Source organism: Moraxella sp. DOX410 (assembly GCF_032248735.1).
GTDB lineage: Bacteria > Pseudomonadota > Gammaproteobacteria > Pseudomonadales > Moraxellaceae > Faucicola > Faucicola tetraodonis.
In genome coordinates, this window is the sequence record NZ_CP135138.1 from 12,662 (window position 1) to 32,219 (window position 19,558).

The following is a 19,558-nucleotide window of genomic DNA, read 5'->3' on the forward strand; positions in this document are numbered from 1 at the left end:
AAGATGAACTATATCAGCACGCGTGGCAAAACAGCCCCTATGCAATTTAGTGATGTGTTACTGATGGGACTTGCCCCAGACGGCGGCTTAATGCTACCTGAAGAATACCCACAGATTGATGAAGTAACCCTCACCCAATGGCGCACTTTAAGCTACCCTGAGCTTGCCTTTGAAATCATGCAATTATTTGCCACCGATATTCCAAAACATGATTTAAAAACACTGATTGAGAAAACTTACACCGTGCAGGCATTTGGCAATCCCGATATCACCCCTGTTCGTACACTCAAAGATGGCATCAAAATCATCGAGTTATCAAATGGTCCAACACTGGCATTTAAAGACATCGCCATGCAGTTTTTGGGCAATGCTTTTGAATATGTGTTAAAGAAAAAAAATGAGCGTCTGACTATCATCGGTGCGACATCAGGCGATACAGGCTCGGCTGCTGAATATGCGCTGCGTGGCAAAGACAATATCGAAGTGTTTATGATGTCGCCACATGGCAAAATGAGTGAGTTCCAGCGCGCACAAATGTATAGCCTCGATGACAAAAATATCCATAACATCGCCATCAAAGGTATGTTCGATGACTGCCAAGATATCGTAAAAGCCTTGCAGCAAGATGCCGAATTTAAAGCCAAATACAGCCTTGGGACTGTCAACTCCATTAACTGGGGTCGTATCCTCGCGCAAATCGTCTACTATTTTAAAGGTTACTTTGCCAGCACCACCGACAACAGCCAAAAGGTCAGTTTCTGCGTGCCATCGGGTAACTTTGGTAATATCTGCGCGGGACATATTGCCCGTGAAATGGGATTACCCATCGAGCGGTTAATCGTTGCCACCAACGAAAACGACGTTCTGCACGACTTTTTTACTACTGGCAAATATAGCCCGCGTACCGCTGACAAGACCTATGTGACATCAAGCCCATCGATGGATATTTCAAAAGCATCGAATTTTGAGCGTTTTGTGTACCTGCTCGCTGAGAAAAATGGCGAAAAAATTAATACACTTTGGCAGGATGTCAACGTAGGTAAAGGCTTTGATATGTCGGATTTGATGGCAAATATCAATGGCAAATATGGCTTTGCATCGGGTAAATCAACGCATGCCGACCGTATCGCCACGATCAAACAAGTGTATGCCGAAGACAACCAGCTAATTGACCCGCATACCGCTGATGGGATAAAAGTGGCTCGTGAAGTACGCAAAGAGGGTGAGGTCATTGTCTGCGCCGAAACCGCATTGCCAGCCAAATTTGCCGAGACCATCACCGAAGCTGTTGGTCAACTTGACATTCCCCGTCCCAAACATACCGATAATATCGAAAGCTTGGCACAGTATGTGACTGTGCTTGATAACGATGCAAATTTGGTGCGGGCGCAAATTGAACAGTTTGTGGTAGCCAAATAATAGCTATCTAATAAATTGACTCAAATAAAAGCCTTTTAATTTGCTAGTTAAAAGGCTTTTTTGCTTTACTGTTTATGGACAAATTTGCGCAGTATCGCTTTGACTTCATCCGTCTGTAGACGGTTACTAAAGTGAATGTTTTCTTGTTGGATACGCGCTAGGATTTCCGTGGCATTACGCATCAAGTCTTTGGTTTGTCTTACCGATGGCACCGATTTTTTGGCGAGTATTTCTGCTTTTTGGCGCGCCGTGCTTAGTACTTCATCGCTACTAGCAAAAGCTTGGTTGGCTAAGCCCAATTCAACTGCCTGTTTGCCTGTGATTTTTTCACCCATCACAAACACCTCAAAGGCACGCTGATAACCAATTCTATGCGTCAGCAAAAGCGTCGAACCTGCTTCTGGCACCAAAGATAAATCCACAAAGGGGGCTAATAATTTAGCGTTTTCTACGATATACACCAAATCACAATGAAGTAGCAGCGTCAAGCCAATGCCAACGCCTGAGCCTGTCACCGCTGCCACGATGGGTTTAGGATAATCGCCCAAAAACTGCACGAAATCTAACGCATTAAGCTCAGCATCATCATTTTCTGCTTTGGTTAAAAAATCGACAAGATCATTACCTGCGGTAAAAAAATCACCGGTTGACGTAAACAAAATCACTCGAATATTATCGTCACTTTTTGCCTGTTCCATCGCGGTTTGTACGGCTTGGTACATGGCATTGGTTAGGGCATTTTTTTTATCAGCACGATTAAACTGGATTTCTAAAACGCCATTTTGCGTGTGAAAATTGACAAGTTGTTCCATGAAAGTGTTTACCTTAGTATCTTATCAGTGTCTAGTAGATATTTGGTACTAGAAACCAAGTCAACAATATAGCATTATTCTAAGCTGAGATTCTAAACTTAGTGAGACAATGACCGCAAAAAAATCAAACTGAAAAAAATTTAAAGCCAACATACCAACTGTTCAAAGAATTTTAGCCAATAAAAAAGGCATTTAATTTAAATGCCTTTTTTTAATTGATTTTTTAAATTGATTGCTTAATTAATTAATGCAGCATTAACCAATACGGCGTTTACCCGTCGCTAGTTCATAAACGAATAGCACAATAATGGCACCAATCACTGAAAAGATTAAACCGGTAAAGCCACCATTGGCATTCATACCTAGCATACCTGCTAAGAAACCGCCTACTAACGCACCAATAATACCGAGTACAATGGTAAGAATCCAGCCCATTGCGTCCGCACCTGGCTTAATAGCACGCGCGATAACACCAACGATAAGACCCATGATAATCATATAAATAAAGCTCATTTTAACACTCCTAATTTTTTAACTTGTCTAATTTTTAACTTATTTTGTTGCCTAATCGATTGGCAGGCGTTACAGCGCTAAATTGTTATATTTATGGTTTTAACTAATAACTGCCTCTCTGATGACTGTCATTTTATAGCCAAGCTATCAGGAGTTAAAATGTTGGTTTGTTAATTATGTAAGTTCTCTTTGAAGTATTAAGAGGATTTTTTATTTAATGTAATGCTATGTCAGTAGAGACGATTAAATGTAAGTTCCGTTATCTGGATTCGATTTCTTGATAAAGCGCAGCATACTGCTGGGTGAGTTTATGTTTAGCGTCCAAATAAATTAGCGGTAAGCTTTGATGGTGGGACTGTTTCATGATAATTGAAGGGCTAAGTTTGGTCTCATACACAGGATAGCCTTCATTGACCAACGTTTGTACCACTTCTTTGGGTAAATTGGCACGTGGGTCAAACTGATTGACGATAATACCTTCAATTAACAAGTCACTATTATGGTCCTGGCGCGTCTCTAAGATATTTTGCACCAAGGTTTGCAGCGCGCGTTTGGAGAAAATATCACAATCAAACGGGACGATGACACGATCAGCCGCGATCAATGCCGACAAAGTAAAAAAGTTAAACGCCGGTGGTGTATCAATGTACACCCGATCAAACTGCTGACTTAAAAGGTTTAAGCCGTCTTTTAATTTATAAATTTTATGTTTGCTTTCAAGGGGCTGCAAAATATCGGCAAGCATGGGGCTGGCTGGAATCAGTGATAAATTATCAAATCGGGTGGTGTGAATGCAATGCTCCAACCCTTGATTGCGACTACCCGCCATACCGCCAAACGGAAATGCAAACATCATCGGCATGGGGCTAGACGTCGCTTGCAGGGTTTGCGAAAAGAAATTTTCAATATTGGGTTCTGTGATATGCGCGGGATGAATGTCTGTGGCATCATCGCCGATGATATATTGGGTTGCGTTGCACTGGGGATCAAGGTCGATGAGTAAGGTACGCAAACCTTGATGGGCACTCATCGCGGCAAGGTTGACAGCAATGCTGGATTTACCAACACCGCCTTTTTGATTAAAAATGACTCGGGTAAGCATTGTGTAACCTAATATTTGTACAAGTAATCATGAGTATGCTAAAAAATCACGATTTTTGCTAGCAAATTTACAAGGTTAAAACAGTTAGGCTTGCTGCAGTGCCTTCACCAGTCGACCATGAATGCCTTCAAAGCCGCCATTTGACATTACAATCACCGCATCGTCATCGCCAATGTGCGCTGCAATATGCTTAATAATCGCATCGGTCGATGTCATCACTTGTTGGTTGGCAGCATTGCCAATCGCATCGGCAACTGACCAATCTAGATTGGCAGGTTGATACCAAATGACTTGGTCGGCGATACTCGCTGATGGCGCAAGCAAACCTTGGTGGGTACCGAGTTTCATGGTATTTGAACGCGGTTCAATCACTGCCCAAATTTTACGCTTTGGGTTATCCGCAAAACGTTTTTTGGCACCATCGAGCGTGGTTTCAATGGCGGTTGGGTGGTGGGCAAAGTCGTCATAAACTTCTATATGTTTGCCGTGGTTATCGATTGTGCCGACCAGCTCCATACGGCGTTTGATACCCGCAAAATTGGATAAGGCTTCACAGGCTTGTGCAACCGATACGCCAACATTGTAGGCTGCCGCAATTGCCACTAAACCATTATTGACGCTATGTAGCCCGCTCATCTGCCAATGGACTTGTCCTTTGTGACCATCAAACATAACTTCATATTGGCTTCCGTCTTGTTTCACTAGCTTGGCTTTCCAATCCGCGTGGGGATTAGTGCTAGCAATCGCCGTCCGCCAAATCGGTGTCCAGCAGCCTTTTTTAAGGGTTTCTTCCAAGCTTTCGGTATCTGCTGGCATGATGATTTTGCCATTTGACGGTATCATGCGTACCATGTGATGGAACTGGGTTTGGATGGCGGCAAGGTTTGGGAAGATATCGGCGTGGTCGTATTCAAGGTTGTTTAAAATTGCGGTGGTTGGGCGATAGTGAACAAACTTAGAGCGTTTATCAAAAAAAGCACTGTCATATTCATCCGCTTCGATGACAAAGTAACCTTCATGATCCGCAGTTTTATCACTCCCCAAATAACTACTGTGGGCAAACGCTTTTTTTAGGCGTTCATCTTGGGTATCAACCAGTGGCACGCCACCAATCAAAAAGCCGGCATCAATGCCTGCATAGTGTAAAATCCATGCCAGCATCGTGGTAGTGGTGGTTTTGCCATGCGTGCCTGCGACGGCTAATACATGACGGTATTGCAATACCTGCTCTGCCAAAAACTGCGGACCTGAGGTATAAGGAATACGCTCATTGAGCATATATTCAACCGCTTCAATGCCGCGCTTCATGGCATTGCCGACAATCACCAAATCAGGTGCAGGTTGTAAATGACTAGCAGCGTACCCTTGCATAATCTCAACACCCGCATTTTCAAGCTGGGTGGACATTGGTGGATAGACATTGGCGTCTGAGCCTGTCACGGTATGTCCAAGGTCACGCGCAAGCAGCGCCAACGAACCCATGAAGGTACCACAAATACCAAGAATATGAATGTGCATAAGTTTGCCTTAGGTCAAATACGCATTAGCGGCTAACCAAAGCCGCTAAACCTTGCTAAAAATTAACAATTTTAAAGGACAAATTAGGCTTTGTCAGCTATTAAATCCAGTTGTAGGTTAACTTGCTCGCAAACACCCATGTCTAGTTTTCGGCAACCCATCCTGCCAAAGGGGTACAGAAAAATAGTTTTACAAATTACAAAATAGTTTTACAAATTACTATGACAGTGATAAGTTACTATAAATTCACCAAAATAGTGTTTTTGCACTATTTTTATGAAGTTAAAGCATTGAGGAGTGGTATGAAAAGCAGTGAGTTATTAAGCATTTTAAAGCAGTGTCATAGCAATGAGCCAGAGTTTATCCAAGCGGTCGAAGAATTCTGGGAAGATATCGCAGCGGTTTATGACCAATCCACTGTTTATCAACACCTTAATCTATTTGACCGCTTAACCAACCCTGACCGTGTTATTCAATTTCGTATCAACTGGGAAGATGACCAAGGCAATGTTCAAGTCAACCGCGGTTGGCGTGTGCAATTTAACAATGCATTAGGCCCTTACAAAGGCGGTATCCGTTTTCATCCCAGTGTGAATCTTTCGGTACTAAAATTTTTAGGGTTTGAACAAATCTTTAAAAACGCATTGACCGGTCTGCCCATGGGTGGGGGTAAAGGCGGTTCAGACTTTGACCCAAAAGGTAAATCAGACGCCGAAATCCGCCGATTTTGCTATGCCTTTATGCGCGAATTAGCGCCCTATATTGGTGCAGATATAGACGTACCTGCGGGTGATATCGGTGTCGGTGGCCGTGAAATTAATTATATGTTCGCCATGTATAAGACGCTTAATCGTGAGTTTACGGGGGTATTAACCGGTAAGACAGTGGGACAAGGTGGTAGCTTGATTCGTACCGAGGCAACGGGGTTTGGTCTTGTGTATTTTTTACAAAACATGCTAGAAGCCCATCATGACGGCTTGATGGCTAAGACTGTCCTAGTCTCAGGTGCGGGCAATGTTTCGCTACATGCGGCACAAAAATGTATTGAGCTTGGCGCGCAGGTACTGACATTATCAGACTCAAAAGGCACCTTATATCTCAAGCATGGCTTTACCTTAGAGCAAATTGAAGCGCTCAAAACTTATAAAGCGCAAGATAAACGTTTAAAAGACTTCGTCGGTACCAGTGATGACGCAGAATGGATCGACGGTAGCCGTCCATGGCATATCAAAGCCGATATTGCCCTACCTTGCGCCACCCAAAACGAAATCAATGGGCACGATGCGCAAAATCTGGTCAATCATGGCGTTAAATACGTGGCAGAAGGTGCCAATATGCCCAGTGATGCCGATGCCATCGCCATCTTCCAAACTAATGGCGTCATCTATGCGCCGGGAAAAGCCTCGAATGCCGGTGGGGTTGCGGTATCCGGTCTTGAGATGTCACAAAACTCGGTACGTCAATACGCAACCTTTGCGGTGCTTGATGAGCAATTAAAAACCATCATGACAAATATCCATGACGATTGTTTTAACCATGGTAAACAAGCGGATGGCAGCATTGATTATAAAAAAGGCGCCAATCTAGCAGGTTTTAACAAGATTGCTAAAGCCATGGTGAATTACGGCATTCTATAATAATAAAAAACCTCTCATTAACTTTACTAAATAAAAAGCTCCGTCATTGTGATGGCGTTTTTTATTGAAGCAATAGCAATCAGTCAGTACAAGCCTGAAAAAATTTAAAGCTGGTGCTAGGCAGCCAATTCACATTGAGTTTTTTGTTTTGTAATTGTACAAAGCCCACATGCCCACCATGCTGGCTATACAGTAAGCGCACACAAGGTGACACATCGGCTTGGGTGGCAAGAATGCCCAAAAATGGGTCGTCTTTGGCAGTGATAATCAGCGTGGGTTTAGTGATATTTTTGAGTACAGGTAGGGCAGAGGCTTGGATGTAATAATTCGCCCCTGTACCAAAACCATGGCGCGGCGCGGTATATAACTCATCAAACTCATCAATCATCTTGATATTTTTTAATGCATTAATTAATGATGGATCATCCACCTTTTTGAAGGCTTTTTGCAATAAAGGATTGAGCAAATAAGGCGTATACACCCGTTTGGCGACAAAACGATGCATGGCTTTTGCCGAAGTCGTCAAATCGACGGGCGCAGAAATCACCACTGCTGCTTCACAGGCAGCTGCATCGCCTTGCTCGCCCATATAACGCGCCAGCATATTGGCGCCGAGCGACACGCCACTGGCTACAATTCGGCTATAGCCGTACTGAGTTTTTAGCAGGTCAAACATATGTACCGCTTCGGCAGTATCACCCGCGTTATAGTCCAATTCTGAGGTATTATCCACCCCGCCGCAGCCGCGAAAATGGACGATAACCGCATCATACCCCAATCGGTGGGCTTGGTGGACAAAGGCAATGGCATAATGGCTGTCGCTACTGCCTTCAAGCCCATGAAACATCACCGCCAATGGCTTATCAAGATTTGGCTGATTGTCGGTATTGGCAAATACAAAGTCATAAGCCACTTGGGTGGTGCCGGTACGGTCAGGGTGAAGGTGTCGCTGATAGTTAGGTTTTGGCAGTTTGATAAACTTGGGTAAAATGGTTTGAACGTGGGGGTTGGCTAAGAAAAACGGGGTGCGAAATGGCGTTAGGGGTAGTTGGTGAATGTTCATAATATACCTAGTGATTGTTATAATTTTTGACTATTTTACGGCTTTTTGACAGTTTTTTCATGGCGACTTGTGAGCTAAGTTTGGGGTGTTTTGTAGGTTTTTTTGAGGACAATTTTGCTAGGCTATCACTTTTACGCTACGGCTGTAGTTAGTCGCTCGCTTTCACAGTACCGTAAAAGCCGATTTTTTCGCTGAGGGCTTGAACCGACTTTTGCGCAGCCTCTACGGTCAAAACGACATTTTTACCATAATCAACCTTTAAAATCGTGGCATTAAAGCCGTCTAATGTATGCCTAACAAAGGATTCATTGGCAAAATCGGTTTCAATCATTATCACGCTTAACGGCACAAACGCGTGCAAATTCATGTTATCAACCACGGCTTGCGCGCTGCTGCTATAGGCACGTGTCAGCCCACCTGCACCAAGTTTGATACCGCCAAAGTAACGCACCACAATGACCACGCAGTTACCAATCCCCTTATGTTGTAGCACGTTTAAAATCGGCTTGCCTGCCGTACCACTGGGCTCACCATCGTCATCAAAACCTGCCGAGGTGGTGTTGTGCGGGTCGCCAATAATATAGCCATAGCAGACATGGCGTGCATCGGGATACTGGCTGCGTAATTGTTCCACGTGAAACATTAATTGCTCGCGGCTATCAATGGCAAAGCCAAAGCCCAAAAATTGGCTTTTTTTAATCTCAAGTGTGGCAGTACATGGGTCGCTAAGCGTGTAATAGGTCATGGTTAATCTATGTTACAATAAACAAAACAAGCACTAGGATAACAAAAAAATGCGTTTAGACAAATTTTTAAGCAAAGCCACCGAGCTATCGCGTAAAGACTGCAAAAAAATCTTGCACGCAGGCGAAGTCACTGTCAATGGCGAGGTGGTCAAAGATGCAAGTCTACATATCGATGAAGTGGGTGACGATATCGAATGGGCGGGTGAGCCATTATCGGTCGCGATGGGCAATCGCTACTTACTGTTATATAAGCCAGAAGGCTTTGAGTGCACCCTAAAGCCAAAAGAGTGGCCGATTGTCACAGACTTGATTGATGTACCCCAGCTAGGTAGCTTGCGGATTGCAGGGCGACTCGATGTCGACACCACAGGTGCGCTGCTGCTTAGCGATGATGGTGGCTTTTTGCACCGCGTCACCAGCCCAAAACATCATGTGGCAAAGGTGTATGAGTTGACCCTTGCCGACCCAATGACTGAAGCACAACAGGCATTTGCTATCAAAGAATTGGCAAAAGGCATCATGCTTGAGGACGAGTATGATAAAACCAAACCCGCTGAGTTAAGTTTTTCTGATGCTACCCATGCCAAGTTGGTACTCACGGAAGGCAAATATCACCAAGTCAAACGCATGATGGGCTATTTTGGCAATAAAGTTATTGAGCTACATCGTGCCAGCATCGGTAACATTACCTTAGCAGGATTAGAAAAAGGCGAAAGCCGATTTTTGACCGCTGAAGAAATTGACCAGTTTTAAGTATTTAGCGGCAGTGTCACACCCACGATTTTCCAATGAATGAGCCCTTGGCGCTGCAAGTGGAGCGTTAACGGGTAGCCACGTACCTGTCCGGTGACTTCAAAACAGTTAACACCGCAATAGTGTGTGGTGGGTTGGGTCTGCGACGTTGCTGTGGTGGCATTGGGATTAGGCGATTGTAGTTGTTGTTTGATTTTTTGATTAAGCTCAGTTGAATTGCGCGCCAAAATCAAGTCTTTGATATCAATCTTATCCATCGCTACTGCCACCAAGCCCCCCAGTAGTTTGACATTTGTTTTGAGCAGCTCGGTGGTCGCTTGTCCTGTCAGCGCATACTGTACGCCCTCTGGCGTGGCGGTATTATCCACGGCTTGATTGACCATTTTATTCACTAGGTCATCAGGGTTTAGCGTGATATTGAGCATCTGCAAAATAGGGGATTTTGCCACATGATTGGCTTTTTCCACCAATACAGGAGTTAGCTGTGATTTGATACTTTGCTGCAGTTGCGTAAATTCAATCGCTGCACTGATAGTGTCTGCTTGTTGTGCATCATAGGCTTTTTTCAGTTGGTACACTGCCCAATAAGGGGAAGCAAATACCCATGCGACGACAATCAGTGCAAGGATGATTAGCAAAGATAATACTTTTTTCATAAATCACTATCAGAGTTAGAGTTTGCTAATTAGTTTAAAACAACGGGCTAGGCTATTGCGAATTTTTCTTGCAAAAAAAGCAAAATATTTTTGCGCTGATTGCCGATTATTTGCTTGATTATTTAACAAAAATCGCCACTATATTGCATATTTTTAAATTTTAGTCTTTCAAAGGTTTGGCAGCTGCTAAACGTTGCTACTGGTCGAATCCACTCTTCCGTACTGTCAAAACTATGCTGCCAAAGGAGTTACTATGTCAAAACGCGATTTTTATGAAGTATTAGGGGTAGATAAAACCGCTAATGAACAAGAAATCAAAAAAGCCTACCGCAAACTTGCGATGAAATATCATCCAGACCGTAACCCTGATGACCCTGCCGCCGAAGAAAAATTCAAAGAAGCCTCGATGGCATACGAAGTGCTAAGCGATGATAGCAAACGTTCAGCGTATGACCGTATGGGTCATGCAGCGTTTGAGAATGGCATGGGCGGTGGCGGCTTTGGCGGTGGAAACTTCCAAGACATTTTTGGCGATATTTTTGGCGGCATGGGCGGCGGCCGTGGTGGCAGCGCCGGCGGCTTCCAAGACATTTTTGGCGACATTTTTGGGGGTCGCACAGGGGGTGGACGTAGCAGACGCGGCTCAGATTTACGCTATATGCTTGATTTGACGCTTGAAGAAGCGGTGCAAGGGACAAAAAAAGAAATTACCTTTACCGCACCTGCCCCTTGTGAAACTTGTGATGGTAAGGGCGCCAAAGACAGCAGCGATATCGTGACCTGCGCAACTTGTGGTGGTGCGGGTGTGGTACGTATGCAGCAAGGCTTTTTTGCTGTGCAACAGACTTGCCCCAACTGTGGCGGCTCAGGTAAACAAATCAAAAATCCTTGCAATGACTGTCATGGCTCGGGTGTTAAAGAAAAATCACGCACCCTTGAAGTCACCATTCCTGCTGGTATCGACAATGGTGATCGGGTACGTTTAACGGGCGAAGGTGAAGCGATTGCAGGCGGTGAAAGCGGCGACTTGTATGTTGAAATCCGTGTGGCACAGCACCCTATTTTTACCCGTGAAGGCGCTGATTTATACATGGATGTGCCAATCAGCTTTGCGGATGCAGCCTTAGGTCGTGAGGTGGAAGTACCAACGCTTGAAGGACGTATCAATTTACGCATTCCCGAAGGCACCCAAAGCCACAAAGTATTCCGTATCAAAGGCAAAGGCGTTACCCCCGTGCGCACGACGATGAAAGGTGACTTGTTATGCCGTGTGGTGGTAGAGACACCGACCAACCTTAACAACAAACAAAAAGAGCTACTTCGTCAGCTACAATCATCCATGGGTGATCATCAACAATCGCCCCAGAAAAAATCTTTCTTTGATAAACTCAAAGAAGATGTCAAAGACTTGTTTGACTAGGTTTTATTGGTTTATAGTGTTTGATAGATGTTTCACGTGAAACATCGAACCCTTGTAATGATTGCAAGGGTTTTTTTGTATAAGGCAATATTGAGCTAAGCTAGGATTCAGCGAGACAAGCTGTTATGATTTGAACTTAGAAAGTTATACTAGAAAATCAGGCTAGAAAATCAGATTAGCAAGTTACACTAGGTAATTGGGCGAGATAAAGGATAAGCAAATGGTAAAAATCGGGGTCATAGGCGCAGGTGGGCGCATGGGACGTATGCTGATTCAAGCAGTGGCACAAAATCCACAAACTACCCTTGCAGGGGCGATAGAGCGTCAAGGCTCAAGCTTGTTGGGCGTGGATGCGGGCGAGCTAGTTAATCTCGACAAAACTAATGTCGCTTTGGTCGATGACTTGGCAGGCGTCATTCATGATATTGATGTGCTCATAGATTTTAGCTTGCCTGAGTCGACTGCCAAAAACTTACAACTTTGTGCTGACCAAGGCGTCAATATGGTCATTGGGACAACAGGCTTAAACGATGAGCAAAACGCCATCTTAAAACAGGCAAGTGAAAAAATCGCCATCGTGTATGCGGGCAACTACTCAACTGGAGTAAATTTAACCCTTAAACTGCTTGAAATGGCTGCCAAAGCATTTGGCGACAGCGCCGATGTTGAAGTTATCGAAGCCCACCATAAACACAAAATTGATGCGCCATCGGGCACCGCTTATATGATGGCTGAAGCGGTTGCCAAAGGACGCGGTCAAAACCTAAAAGACGTGGCGATTTATGGCCGCGAAGGTCAAACTGGCGCACGAAAAGCAGGCGAGATTGGTATCCATGCCATTCGCGGTGGCGAGATTGTCGGCGACCATACGGTGATGTTTATCGCCGATGGCGAGATGGTTGAAATCACCCATAAAGCCCGTGAGCGCATGACCTTTGCTGCAGGTGCGGTGCGTGCTGCGGTGTGGGTCAATGAGCAGCAAACGGGACAGTTTGATATGCAAGATGTGCTTGGGCTGAAAGATTAGCATCAACTGCTTATGCAACAAAAAAGCCGAAACACCATCAAAGTGTTTCGGCTTTTTTATTAACGAATGCTTATTTGGTTTTGGGTTGTAGCACTTGTTTTTTAAAACCCGCTTTTTTCATTAGGGTTTCTAAGCCATTACGCACTGCTAGCGTTAAATTTTTTGATTTGGTGAGTTGTTCTGCAAATTTTTTCTTAGAGTCAGCGGTCGGTTTTGGATTGGCGATGACGATTTGAGCGGCAGCGATATCGCTATTTAGCGTTTCGATATATTGGTCACGCAAGTTTGATACGCTTGGCTCGGTCAATTTGATTGCCGCAAATTTTTGTTTTTGATAGCTTTTATAGGCAATCACCTCATTTAAAAACTGGGTCTGAATCGCGGCTTTTTGGGCATCGGTTTTGGCTTCAGCGACTTTAGGCTGGTATTTTTTTTCGATTTCAGCTTGTTTGACTTGGGTCTCAGCTTCCATCGCTTGACCAGCTTTGATTAAAGTCAATAGATTTTGCTGTAGCAGAGTAGGTGCAGTTTGGTTGGCAGCACGGGCAGGCGTGGGATTAGTAGGCGCTGCATGCGCAGCCCCGACATGTGTAACCACTGAGCCAAGCACGGCAAGGGTCAAAGCTGTTAGCATTTTAGGGTGCATAAAAACCTCTTGATTTCTTTGTAGTACGCTTGTTTTTTTAATTCAATTAAATACGATTTGCAACTTGCGGGTTAAACGACTTTGCAAATTAGTAGCTGTTATAGGTTCGCGCGTTTTTTTTAACTTTAATTAATGGCACATTAAAAAGGCACTACCGTAACAGGTAACTGATTGAAAAATCAATAAAAAATATGATAAAAATTGGTGTAAAAAAGCCGCTAAGCTGCAACCAGTATTTGGCAAGTTGACTATGCTAGCGGCTGTACATCATAGCGGCGTTAGATTAGCTGGGGCTTAAACTTCTTTATACAGCTGTTTGCCTTCTTCAATAAATTTTTGCTTCATCTGCTCCATGCCTAGGCGGACTTCATCGGCAGACGCTTCACCCACTTGCCCGACCAATTCAGTATCCACCTGCTTGATAGCGTGGCTTGTATCCGATAACTCGCCTGTATCTGGGGTGATATCTTGCCCAAGCTGTGGTTTATTAAACTCAAGCCCTGCTGCATAATCCCGCACGTTTTGGGTGATTTTCATCGAGCAGAATTTTGGACCGCACATCGAGCAAAAATGCGCTGATTTATGCGCTTCTTTTGGCAAGGTTTCATCATGGAATTCACGTGCCGTGTCTGGGTCTAGGCTGAGATTAAACTGGTCGTCCCAGCGAAACTCAAAACGCGCTTTTGATAAGGCGTTATCCCGCGCTTGGGCACCTGGGTGTCCTTTTGCCAAGTCTGCTGCATGTGCTGCGATTTTGTAAGTGATGATACCGTCTTTGACATCCTTTTTATTGGGTAAGCCTAAATGCTCTTTTGGCGTGACATAGCACAGCATGGCAGTACCATACCAACCAATCATCGCCGCACCAATGGCGGATGTGATATGGTCGTAGCCTGGGGCGATATCCGTCGTCAAAGGTCCAAGTGTGTAAAAAGGCGCTTCTTTACAGACTTCAAGTTGTAAGTCCATGTTTTCTTTGATACGGTTCATAGCAACGTGCCCTGGACCTTCAATCATCACCTGCACGTCATGTTGCCATGCCACTTGGGTCAGCTCGCCCAAGGTTTTGAGCTCACCAAACTGCGCATCATCGTTGGCGTCTTGTAGGCAACCGGGGCGCAAACCATCACCCAGACTAAATGCCACATCGTAGGCTTTCATAATCTCGCAAATTTCTTCAAAGTGGGTATAAAGAAAATTCTCTTTATGATGGGCAAGACACCACTGCGCCATAATCGAGCCGCCGCGGCTGACGATGCCTGTCAAACGATTGGCGGTCACCGGTACGTAGCGCAGCAGTACACCCGCGTGAATGGTGAAATAATCAACACCTTGCTCGGCTTGTTCAATCAAAGTGTCTTTAAAGATGTCCCATGTCAAATCTTCGGCAACGCCATCCACTTTTTCTAGGGCTTGATAAATCGGTACGGTACCGATGGGCACGGGGGAGTTACGGATAATCCATTCACGGGTTTCATGGATATGCTTACCGGTTGATAAGTCCATGATGGTGTCCGCGCCCCAACGGGTAGCCCAGGTCATTTTGGCAACTTCTTCGTCAATGCTAGAGCCCAGGGCTGAATTACCGATATTGGCATTGATTTTAACCAAAAAATTACGACCAATAATCATCGGTTCTGATTCGGGGTGATTGATGTTATTGGGAATAATCGCCCGTCCCGCAGCGACTTCGGCACGCACAAATTCTGGGGTGATAATTTTGGGGGTGTTGGCACCAAAGTTGTTACCAGCGTGCTGACGCAAATCTGTCAGGTCATGCTGCTTTTGGGTTTCACGGATAGCGATGTATTCCATCTCTGGGGTGATGATGCCTTGTTTGGCGTAGTGCATTTGGGTGACGTTTTTGCCATTGATCGCCCGTCTTGGCTTGTCGATATGCCCAAAGCGCAGGTTAGCAGTGGCGATGTCATTGGCACGCTCATTGCCGTATTGGCTTGAGAGTTTGGCAAGCTGCTCGGTGTCGCCACGCGCTTCTATCCAAGCTTGACGCAGTTTTGGTAAGCCTTTAGTCAAGTCAATTTCGACATTGGGGTCGGTATACACCCCTGAGGTGTCATACACATAAAACGGTGGGTTTTTTTCGCCTTCTGCCTTGCCAAAACCGCCCACCGGGGTATCGGTCAAGGTGATTTCTCGCATCGGCACTTGGATGTCGGGGCGTGAGCCTTGGATATAGACTTTGCGAGATGCCGGCAACGCGCGCGTCAAATCACGCGCTTCTTCTTCAAAGCGGTCATCGGTAGGGTCACGGTGGGCAGGGGTTTTGTGAGTAACGTTGGTAAGTTGGTTCATAGCGAGTCCATGTTATGTTATGAAGTGATGGTTTGCTGGACTCGGGCGAAGATAGGTGAGTATGACTGTTTCTAAAAAACTGATTCTAGAAAAAACTAATTCTAGAAAAATACTGGTCTAACTAACCTAATAGACGACTTCCCTACGACGGTATTAACCGTGTCAGGTTCGACGGGTATGTCTCAGCCGTTGGTATGTCATCCAACTGCACCCCGAGTCAATACCTCCATATTAACAAAAACTCACAGGTTTACCTAATAGATTTTTAGCCATTTTGTGATGATGATTTACTGCACTAAATTACTGATTTTTTTGACAACTATCGGTATGATAGAGGCTCCTTGGTTGTTGAAAATGTTGTAATTATTGATATGGAATGCATCTGTTTGTGGAATCGTAAAGCGACTGGCGCCCGATGGCGGTTAGGGGCGATGGTAGTGTCATTGATAGGGTCGATGTCCCTCAGCCCAGCCGTGATGGCAAAAGATTTGTGGGAATTGTATAGCGCCGCCCACCGCACCAATGGCAATTGGGCAGGGCAGCAATATGACTATTTGGCAACGCAAAAAAATGTGCAGCTAGCGTTTGGCGATATGCTGCCGCAAGTGGGGCTGCAAGGCAGTGTCAAACATAACCAGTTTTATCCCAAAGACGATAACATCCCTGACACGGGCAATACCGCAAGCCAAATTGGTATCGGACTGCGCCAAGCCTTGTTTCGTGCTGATAAATGGGCAAACTATGAAAAAGCCGTGCTCGCCAGTCAAGCCAATGACATCCAGCTATTACAGCAGCATCAACAACTCATCGAGCAAATCAGCAAAGCCTATCTCAATGTATTGCGCGCTGAAGCGATGACAGATAGCCTTAATGCCGAGTTCACCGCACTCAAAGCACAAAATGACATGATGCAAGCGAGACTCGCACAAGGGGTAGCGGCGCGGGTAGATACCGAAGAAAGCCGTGCAAGGCTTGAAAGCGTCAGCGCCTCTATCGCCAACAATGACGTGGCAATCGTGAATGCCAAACAGCAGTTATCACTGCTCACCGGTCAACCAATCAATCAGCTAGACAGTATCAAGTTACCGCCTGATTTAAATCTTGTGGCAAGTCAAAGTATCGGAAACTGGATGCAGCAGTCACAAAATAATAATCTCGATATTCAGCTAGCACAAACCCAAGTGGCGATTGCCAACAAACAAGTCGATTATCTCAAAGCCAATATCTACCCCCGTGTCGATTTGGTAGGCAATGTGGGGTGGCAAGACTATACCCATAATAATGTTAGCGCTATTGATGGCACCAATTATAGCTTTGGGGTGGAAGTGGATTTTCCGTTTTATACCGGTGGGCGGACACGCGCAGGCGTTGAGCAAGGCACTCTGCAAGCGCAAGCGGCAAAAAGTCGCCTCGCCTATGTGTACCAAGCTGCGATGACTCAGACCAGCCAAGCGTATTTAAATTTGGTCGCACAGCGTGCCACGATTAAAGCCCAGCAAGTTGCGGTGGAGGCCAATCGCCGCGTCGCCCAAGCGTCAAAAACAGGCTATGATTTGGGGGTGCGCTCGATGGTAGATACACTACTGGCAGAGCGCCAATATCACGCTGCCAAACGCGATTTGATTAATGCGTATTTTGATTATTTAAATGCCTACATTGACCTACAAAAAGCTGCGGGCAATCTGACCGATGAGACGGTCAAAGTGTTAGATAATCAGCTGATTTGATGCTTTTTTTGGCAAAATTTTAAGCTAAAAAACCCCGCCTATCGGCAGGGTTAATTTGCGTAGTAAGCTGACGCAAATGACTATTTAACTTTCGTCCATTCTTTACGAACCGCAGCTTTGGTGTCGGCAGGTAGCGGAACGTAGTCAAGAGCGGTTGCTTGTGCATTGCCGTTAGTAAATGCCCAGTCAAAGAATTTAAGCGCTTCTTTCGCTTTAGCACCACCCGTACGGGGTACGAGGATGAACGTCGCTGCAGAGATTGGCCAAGCGTTGGCTGCTGGCATGTTAGTAATCGTCACCGCAAAACCAGGGTATTGTGCCCAGTTAATGTTTGATGCTGCGGCAAACGTTGAATCGTCAGGCAGGACAAATTTACCCGCGCGGTTTTGAAGTTGGGTATAAGCTAAACGGTTTTGTTTTGCGTAAGCATACTCAACATAACCGATGGAGTTTGCAACACGTTGTACGTTGCTTGATACGCCTTCGTTACCTTTACCACCCACGCTTGCTGAAGCATTAGGCCATTTAACGGTTTTGTCCGCGCCTACTTTTGCTTTCCAATCGCTTGATACTTGGCTTAGGTAGTTAGTAAATACGAAAGTAGTACCTGAACCGTCTGAGCGGTTAACGGTGGTAATCTTAGCGGCAGGTAGGGCAACACCTGGGTTTAATGCTTGGATACGTGCATCGTTCCAAGTAGTGATTTTGCCCATATAGATGTCAGCAAGGACGGTGCCCGATAGTTTTAATTGACCGGGTTTGACGCCAGCGATGTTGACCACAGGTACGATACCGCCAATGACTGCGGGGAATTGGATTAAGCCGCTGGCATTTAGCTCTGCTGGGCTCATGGGCGCATCAGTGGCACCAAAATCAACCGTTTTTGCTTGGATTTGTTTGATACCGCCTGAAGATCCGATACCTTGATAGTTTACTTGGTTACCCGTTGCTTTTTGGTAGTCGCTTGCCCATTTTGAGTAAACAGGTTGTGGGAAGGTTGCACCAGCGCCTGTGATGTTGACAGCATTGGCTTGTACGCCTACAGCAGCGAATGCCACACTGACGATTAAATGTGATAGTTTCATAATGATTCCTTGATGGACAAATGAGATGATTGTCAGGGAAGATGGTAACTTAGCTTGGGAGTCGCCAACTAATGTGTCGCGTTTTAAATCACCCAAAGCTGAAAAATTGTTGCCATGTTAATGTAACAAAATGTCAAATCTATTACGGTTATGTTAAAGTTTGATGACATTGAAATGTTTGTTAGGTTTTTTGCTCGGTTTATATGATGCAATATCAGCGAATAGGCGCGCTATTTTTCATCATTTTGTCGTAATTTTTAGTTATAGTTAGCTTTTCTTTAACGTCTTTTTTAATCACAATTTTGCACAGTCCATGAGTCACAATCCATGAGTTAGGAAGGGAAATATGAATTTAATTGGTGAGCATTTATCAAAAAGTTATGACCAAGATTTACAAAACTTGGTCAATTTATTTTTAAAAATGGGTGGCATGGCAGAAGCCAATCTCACCAAAGCAATTGAATCTTTGGTAAAAAGTGATGTGGCGCTTGCCGAAGATGTCATTGATGGTGACAAAGAAATCAACTTTACTGAGCAGCAGCTTGATGATTCGGTGGTCAAAGTATTGGCACGTCGTCAACCTGCCGCAACCGACTTACGCCTAATCATGGCAGTGAGCAAATGCAGTGCTGACATTGAGCGTATTGGTGATGAAGCCAAAAAAATCGCCAAGATGGCGCGCCGTGCCACCCGAGAAGGTCAATCACCGATTGGGTATCATGAAGCGCATCAAATGGGTAATTTTGTGCAGATGATGCTAAAAAATGCGCTAGAAGCTTTTGCCAAGTTTGATGCAACAGGTGCTTACCGAGTAATAGAGCAAGATAGTGAAATTGATGCGATGTACAAATCTGCGTCACGTGCGATGATGACCTACATCATGGAAGATGGTCGCTATGTAGCAAAAGTCATTGATATTTTATGGGTACTACGTTCGATAGAGCGTATTGGTGCGCATGCGCGTAATATCGCTGAGCAATTGATTTTTTGTATTACCGGTGAAGATGTGCGTTATCAAAAACTGGGTGCCAACAAAGACAGTGCATTTAACCCCGCAGCTAGCCATGAAATCGCCGATGCCTCACTAGATTATCAACCGAGCAATGGCGAAAACTAACATT

17 protein-coding genes and 1 riboswitch are annotated in these 19,558 nt (G+C 45.0%); of the genes, 7 read left to right on the forward strand and 10 right to left on the reverse strand.

Annotation, left to right across the window (positions count from 1 at the left end):
- Window positions 1-3 precede the first annotated feature (3 nt).
- On the forward strand, window positions 4-1,419 hold the full coding sequence (gene thrC, locus RNZ41_RS00055; protein WP_314027272.1) for a threonine synthase: 1,416 nt from the start codon (window positions 4-6) through the stop codon (window positions 1,417-1,419).
- Between the two features lie 65 nt (window positions 1,420-1,484).
- Here thrC and RNZ41_RS00060 read toward each other — a convergent pair whose 3' ends face one another.
- The 4 genes from RNZ41_RS00060 to mpl form a co-directional block, all read right to left on the reverse strand.
- Complete coding sequence (locus tag RNZ41_RS00060) at window positions 1,485-2,231, reverse strand: enoyl-CoA hydratase-related protein (RefSeq protein WP_314027273.1); 747 nt, start codon at window positions 2,229-2,231, stop codon at window positions 1,485-1,487.
- 255 nt (window positions 2,232-2,486) lie between these two features.
- Window positions 2,487-2,744: a GlsB/YeaQ/YmgE family stress response membrane protein gene (locus RNZ41_RS00065; RefSeq protein WP_036601338.1), complete on the reverse strand. Its 258-nt coding sequence runs from the start codon at window positions 2,742-2,744 to the stop codon at window positions 2,487-2,489.
- Between the two features lie 259 nt (window positions 2,745-3,003).
- Entirely contained in the window at window positions 3,004-3,846 is an 843-nt protein-coding gene (locus tag RNZ41_RS00070) for a ParA family protein (protein WP_314027274.1), read from the reverse strand.
- Between the two features lie 84 nt (window positions 3,847-3,930).
- Window positions 3,931-5,364, reverse strand: coding sequence for a UDP-N-acetylmuramate:L-alanyl-gamma-D-glutamyl-meso-diaminopimelate ligase (mpl, locus tag RNZ41_RS00075; RefSeq protein ID WP_314027275.1), 1,434 nt, complete (start codon window positions 5,362-5,364; stop codon window positions 3,931-3,933).
- A gap of 302 nt (window positions 5,365-5,666) precedes the next feature.
- Here mpl and gdhA point away from each other — a divergent pair, with 302 nt between their 5' ends.
- Window positions 5,667-7,001 (forward strand): NADP-specific glutamate dehydrogenase, encoded by a 1,335-nt coding sequence (gdhA, locus tag RNZ41_RS00080; RefSeq protein WP_314027276.1) that lies wholly within the window; start codon window positions 5,667-5,669, stop codon window positions 6,999-7,001.
- A gap of 79 nt (window positions 7,002-7,080) precedes the next feature.
- Here the strand turns inward: gdhA and RNZ41_RS00085 are convergent, their stop codons facing one another.
- Complete coding sequence (locus RNZ41_RS00085) at window positions 7,081-8,064, reverse strand: YheT family hydrolase (RefSeq protein WP_096489569.1); 984 nt, start codon at window positions 8,062-8,064, stop codon at window positions 7,081-7,083.
- Between the two features lie 148 nt (window positions 8,065-8,212).
- A complete protein-coding gene (locus tag RNZ41_RS00090; RefSeq protein ID WP_314027277.1) occupies window positions 8,213-8,809 on the reverse strand; it encodes a YigZ family protein in 597 nt (198 codons plus the stop codon).
- Window positions 8,810-8,858: 49 nt separating this feature from the next.
- On the opposite strand from RNZ41_RS00090, the gene RNZ41_RS00095 reads away from it, so the two are divergent.
- Window positions 8,859-9,563, forward strand: coding sequence for a pseudouridine synthase (locus RNZ41_RS00095; RefSeq protein ID WP_007116604.1), 705 nt, complete (start codon window positions 8,859-8,861; stop codon window positions 9,561-9,563).
- Here the strand turns inward: RNZ41_RS00095 and RNZ41_RS00100 are convergent.
- Complete coding sequence (locus RNZ41_RS00100; protein WP_314027278.1) at window positions 9,560-10,219, reverse strand: DUF2939 domain-containing protein; 660 nt, start codon at window positions 10,217-10,219, stop codon at window positions 9,560-9,562. The genes RNZ41_RS00095 and RNZ41_RS00100 overlap by 4 nt on opposite strands.
- 253 nt (window positions 10,220-10,472) lie before the next feature.
- On the opposite strand from RNZ41_RS00100, the gene dnaJ reads away from it, so the two are divergent.
- Window positions 10,473-11,639: a molecular chaperone DnaJ gene (gene dnaJ, locus RNZ41_RS00105; RefSeq protein WP_314027279.1), complete on the forward strand. Its 1,167-nt coding sequence runs from the start codon at window positions 10,473-10,475 to the stop codon at window positions 11,637-11,639.
- Between the two features lie 220 nt (window positions 11,640-11,859).
- A complete protein-coding gene (dapB, locus tag RNZ41_RS00110; RefSeq protein ID WP_177343773.1) occupies window positions 11,860-12,666 on the forward strand; it encodes a 4-hydroxy-tetrahydrodipicolinate reductase in 807 nt (268 codons plus the stop codon).
- A 70-nt stretch (window positions 12,667-12,736) separates the two neighbouring features.
- On the opposite strand, the gene RNZ41_RS00115 is transcribed toward dapB, so the two are convergent.
- Window positions 12,737-13,300 carry a hypothetical protein gene (locus RNZ41_RS00115; protein ID WP_282842206.1) on the reverse strand — a complete coding sequence of 188 codons (564 nt, stop codon included), beginning with the start codon at window positions 13,298-13,300 and terminating at the stop codon, window positions 12,737-12,739.
- Window positions 13,301-13,606: 306 nt separating this feature from the next.
- Window positions 13,607-15,625 carry a phosphomethylpyrimidine synthase ThiC gene (thiC, locus tag RNZ41_RS00120; protein WP_314027280.1) on the reverse strand — a complete coding sequence of 673 codons (2,019 nt, stop codon included), beginning with the start codon at window positions 15,623-15,625 and terminating at the stop codon, window positions 13,607-13,609.
- A 122-nt stretch (window positions 15,626-15,747) separates the two neighbouring features.
- Window positions 15,748-15,850, reverse strand: a riboswitch (TPP riboswitch).
- Between the two features lie 230 nt (window positions 15,851-16,080).
- Between thiC and RNZ41_RS00125 the strand changes: the two genes are divergently transcribed.
- Window positions 16,081-17,352, forward strand: coding sequence for a TolC family protein (locus RNZ41_RS00125; protein ID WP_314027281.1), 1,272 nt, complete (start codon window positions 16,081-16,083; stop codon window positions 17,350-17,352).
- 80 nt (window positions 17,353-17,432) lie between these two features.
- Here the strand turns inward: RNZ41_RS00125 and pstS are convergent, their stop codons facing one another.
- Entirely contained in the window at window positions 17,433-18,437 is a 1,005-nt protein-coding gene (gene pstS / locus RNZ41_RS00130; protein ID WP_065253924.1) for a phosphate ABC transporter substrate-binding protein PstS, read from the reverse strand.
- 346 nt (window positions 18,438-18,783) lie between these two features.
- Here pstS and phoU point away from each other — a divergent pair, with 346 nt between their 5' ends.
- Window positions 18,784-19,554 (forward strand): phosphate signaling complex protein PhoU, encoded by a 771-nt coding sequence (phoU, locus tag RNZ41_RS00135; protein WP_060995892.1) that lies wholly within the window; start codon window positions 18,784-18,786, stop codon window positions 19,552-19,554.
- Window positions 19,555-19,558 lie beyond the last annotated feature (4 nt).

Excerpts from the sequence above, each read along its gene's own strand:
- RNZ41_RS00060 (WP_314027273.1), bottom strand. The coding sequence starts at position 2,231 with ATGGAACAACTTGTCAATTTTCACACGCAAAATGGCGTTTTAGAAATC.
- RNZ41_RS00100 (WP_314027278.1), bottom strand. The coding sequence starts at position 10,219 with ATGAAAAAAGTATTATCTTTGCTAATCATCCTTGCACTGATTGTCGTC.
- pstS (WP_065253924.1), bottom strand. The coding sequence starts at position 18,437 with ATGAAACTATCACATTTAATCGTCAGTGTGGCATTCGCTGCTGTAGGC.
- RNZ41_RS00090 (WP_314027277.1), bottom strand. The coding sequence starts at position 8,809 with ATGACCTATTACACGCTTAGCGACCCATGTACTGCCACACTTGAGATT.
- RNZ41_RS00095 (WP_007116604.1), top strand. The coding sequence starts at position 8,859 with ATGCGTTTAGACAAATTTTTAAGCAAAGCCACCGAGCTATCGCGTAAA.
- RNZ41_RS00070 (WP_314027274.1), bottom strand. The coding sequence starts at position 3,846 with ATGCTTACCCGAGTCATTTTTAATCAAAAAGGCGGTGTTGGTAAATCC.
- RNZ41_RS00125 (WP_314027281.1), top strand. The coding sequence starts at position 16,081 with ATGTCCCTCAGCCCAGCCGTGATGGCAAAAGATTTGTGGGAATTGTAT.
- RNZ41_RS00085 (WP_096489569.1), bottom strand. The coding sequence starts at position 8,064 with ATGAACATTCACCAACTACCCCTAACGCCATTTCGCACCCCGTTTTTC.
- thiC (WP_314027280.1), bottom strand. The coding sequence starts at position 15,625 with ATGAACCAACTTACCAACGTTACTCACAAAACCCCTGCCCACCGTGAC.
- dnaJ (WP_314027279.1), top strand. The coding sequence starts at position 10,473 with ATGTCAAAACGCGATTTTTATGAAGTATTAGGGGTAGATAAAACCGCT.
- RNZ41_RS00065 (WP_036601338.1), bottom strand. The coding sequence starts at position 2,744 with ATGAGCTTTATTTATATGATTATCATGGGTCTTATCGTTGGTGTTATC.
- dapB (WP_177343773.1), top strand. The coding sequence starts at position 11,860 with ATGGTAAAAATCGGGGTCATAGGCGCAGGTGGGCGCATGGGACGTATG.
- gdhA (WP_314027276.1), top strand. The coding sequence starts at position 5,667 with ATGAAAAGCAGTGAGTTATTAAGCATTTTAAAGCAGTGTCATAGCAAT.
- thrC (WP_314027272.1), top strand. The coding sequence starts at position 4 with ATGAACTATATCAGCACGCGTGGCAAAACAGCCCCTATGCAATTTAGT.
- phoU (WP_060995892.1), top strand. The coding sequence starts at position 18,784 with ATGAATTTAATTGGTGAGCATTTATCAAAAAGTTATGACCAAGATTTA.
- RNZ41_RS00115 (WP_282842206.1), bottom strand. The coding sequence starts at position 13,300 with ATGCTAACAGCTTTGACCCTTGCCGTGCTTGGCTCAGTGGTTACACAT.
- mpl (WP_314027275.1), bottom strand. The coding sequence starts at position 5,364 with ATGCACATTCATATTCTTGGTATTTGTGGTACCTTCATGGGTTCGTTG.